The 3,349-nt window shown below is 65.0% G+C and carries 2 protein-coding genes; both read right to left on the reverse strand.

What is annotated here, in order from left to right; translation table 11 throughout:
* Positions 1-2,415: (Fe-S)-binding protein (locus WAW85_RS09005; RefSeq protein ID WP_422559276.1), on the reverse strand; the 2,415-nt coding region annotated here is incomplete at its 3' end.
* A 213-nt stretch (positions 2,416-2,628) separates the two neighbouring features.
* On the reverse strand, positions 2,629-3,349 hold a 721-nt coding region (locus WAW85_RS09010), incomplete at its 5' end, for a WS/DGAT domain-containing protein (protein ID WP_422559277.1).

The raw sequence follows: 3,349 nt of genomic DNA on the forward strand, positions 1-3,349 counted from the left end.
AGCCGGTGCCGCGGCTGCCGCCGGCGAGGAGGCGGGAGCAGCGGGCCTGGCCGGTGCGGCGACGGCGGCCTTGACCGGCTCGGGTTCCGGTTCGGGCTTGGCGACCCACTTGGGGCCGTGGTGCTTATCGCCGCGGGTGGTCTCCAGGGTTTGGCCGCGTTTGACGCCTTCCAGAATCATCTGGGCGACGTCCACCACCTCCACCTTGTCTTCCAGTGCGGTGCCGGAAGTCTGCGCGGTGACGCCGTCGGTCAGCATGACGCGGCAGAACGGGCAGCCGGTGGCGATCAGCTTGGTGTCGTTCTCGCCAGCACCCTTGGTTGAGGCAAGGGTGTCGAGCGCTTCGTCGACTCGGTCGACGTTGATGCGCTTACCGATCTGCTCTTCCATCCACATGCGGGCACCGCCGGCGCCACAGCACATGGAGCGCGAACCGTGCCGCGGCATTTCGGTGAGCGTCGAGCCGGAGGCCTCCATCAGTTCGCGCGGGGCGTCGTAGATGGTGTTGTGTCGGCCCAGGTAGCACGGGTCGTGGTAGGTCACTTCGCGGCCGCCGACCGGGGCGACCGGGATGAGCCGCTTCTCGCGGACGAGGCGGTTGAGTAGCTGCGTGTGGTGGACCACCTCGTACTGTCCGGCGCTGGCTTGGCCGTCGCCGAGCGCCGCGACCTGCGGGTACTCGTTGTAGATGGTGTTGAAGCAGTGGGCGCAGGTGACGACGATCTTGCGGCGCTGCTGCGGCGCGGTGCCGAACAGCTCGTTGAACGTCTCGATGTTCTGCTGCGCGAGCATCTGGAACAGAAACTCGTTGCCGGCGCGGCGTGCAGAGTCGCCGGTGCAGGTCTCGCCCTGGCCGAGCACCAGGAAGTCGACAGCGGCGATGTTCAGCAGTTCGGCGACGGCCTTGGTGGTCTTCTTGGCGCGGTCTTCGTAGGCGCCAGCGCAGCCGACCCAGAAGAGGTACTCGTAGCCTTCATAGGACTCGACGTCCTGGCCGTAGACCGGAACGTGGAAGTCGAGCTCGTCGATCCAGGCGGTGCGCTGGGCCTGGTTCTGGCCCCACGGGTTGCCCTTGTTCTCGAGGTTCTTGAAGAGGCCCGCCAGCTCGGACGGGAAGTCGGACTCGATGAGGACCTGGTAGCGACGCATGTCGACGAAGTGGTCGATGTGCTCGATGTCGACGGGGCACTGCTCCACACAGGCGCCACAGGTGGTGCAGCTCCATAGGGCTTCGGCGTCGATCACCGCGCCGGTATTGCCTTCGGTCTCGCCGACCAGTTTGCGGTCGGCTGCGGCGCGTGCGGCGGCCGGGATCTTGGCTAGTTTGTCGTCGAGGACCTTGCCGTCGGCATCGACGAGGCCGATCTCGTCGCCGCTCATATCCTTTTTGCCACCGGCAATCAGATATGGCGCTTGCGCCAGTGCCTGATCGCGCAGCGACATCATCATCAGCTTCGGTGACAGCGGCTTACCGGTGTTCCAGGCGGGACACTGGCTCTGGCAGCGACCGCATTCGGTGCAAGTGGTGAAGTCGAGCAGGCCTTTCCAGCTGAAGTCGTCGATTTTGCCGGCACCAAACGAGTCGTTGTCGGGGTCGGCGGTCTCCATTTCCAGGACCTTGCCGTTGCTCAGCATCGGCTTCAGCGCACCCAGGGCGGGGGTGCCGTCGGAGTTGCGCTTGAACAGAATGTTCGGGAACGCCGAGAAGCGGTGCCAGGCGACACCCCAGTTCAGGTTGAGGCCGACAAGCAGTAGGAACAAGCTGCCGGAGAGGAGTTTGATAACGGCAAAAATGGACACCATCGTCGGGCTGGCGGGTAGCAGTTTGGCTACCTGCATGGTGAAGAAATCCGAGCCGGCGTTGGCGTGGCCGTAGGTGGCGATCTTGCCGGCCTTCACAAAGATCATGCCCAGGCCCTCGACCAGGACGATGGCCTCGATCGTGTAGGCGGGCAGGAAGTTGGAGCCGGAGAAACGGGAGAGACGCCTGGGTACGCGCGGGTGATTGCGCTGCCGGATGACGATTAGGGCGACGATGCCGACCACGGTGCCGATACCGAGGATCTCGTCCCACAGGTGCCAGGCGAACGAGGCGCCGAACAAGGGCCAGTGGAACTCGGGGTTGATGGACTGGCCGTATGCCTCGAAGAACAGCAGCATGCCGCCGAGGAAGCCGATCATCACCAGCCAGTGCGCAGCACCGACGGCCGGGAATTTGACCATGCGCGTATGCGCGAGGAATTCCTTGATCATGACGAACACGCGACGGAGCGGATGCGCGAAACGCGTACTCTCCACCTTTTCGCCCTGGGCGATCCCGCGGACGAGTCCAAAGACGCCGCGACCGAAGCTCGCCCAGCAGAAGATGCTGATGATCACCGCGATCGATCCGATTACAATCGTCGTCGTAGTCATGGAAGGTGCCGGCCTTTCTGAGGTCGTGACCACTGCTGAGTCGTCTGCTAGGTAACCGTAGAGGCTCACCCGGCCTTCTCGCTGCCAAGGTTTACCTAACAAGGCAGGTGGGAAGCCCTAGTCAGTGATGTTACTGTCGGGTAACCGGGTGGCCAACTGTGACTGCGGGAGTGTGGCCCAACGCACGACGGTGCGGTAGGCAGGGCAGTCTCGTTACCGGCCCGGAGGCAGGGCCGGCACCGGGGTGAGCGGGGCCATCTCCTCGAGCTCAGTGAGCGCCAGCTCGAGGTAATCGAGCATGCGCTGCAGGCTGGGGAGTTGGGCGCGGGCGCCCGTCAGGCCGAAGCACGTTTTGCCGGAGATCGACGTGATGGTGATGTTCAAGGCCTGGCCCTCCGCCGGAATCGAGGCGGGGAAGCAACCGTCCAGGCGCGCGCCGTTCCAGTAGAGCTGTTCGTCGGCCGCCGGCACGTTGGAGATCACCACGTTGAAGCTCTGCGGCGTATAGCCGGCGGTGCCGGGCACCAGGGACAGTGCCAGCGGCCAGGCGTTCGCCACGCCGAGCGCTAGCTGTTGCAGCGGCGGCAGGGAGCGGACCACGTCCTTCGCGCTCGCAGTGGAGGCGCGAATCTCGCGAACCCGGTCGGCAGGGTCGGGGGAATTAGTGGCCAGCTTCGCCAGGATCGCCGTAACCGCGTTGCCGTCGGTGTGGCCGTCGTGCAGCGAGACCGGCACCATCGCCACCAGTGACTCTTCGGGGAGACCTTCGTAATCAGTCAGGTAGGAGCGCAGGGCACCGGAACACATGGTGAGAAGGACGTCGTTGATGGTGATGCCATGCCGGGCAGCGGCCGCCCGGATCCGGGCGGTGGGCCAATCCTGCGCGGCAAAGCGTCGTGCGGCACCGATGGGGACGTTCAGCATCGTCTTGGGC

The organism is Gordonia sp. (in: high G+C Gram-positive bacteria), assembly GCF_049299075.1.
GTDB lineage: Bacteria > Actinomycetota > Actinomycetes > Mycobacteriales > Mycobacteriaceae > Gordonia.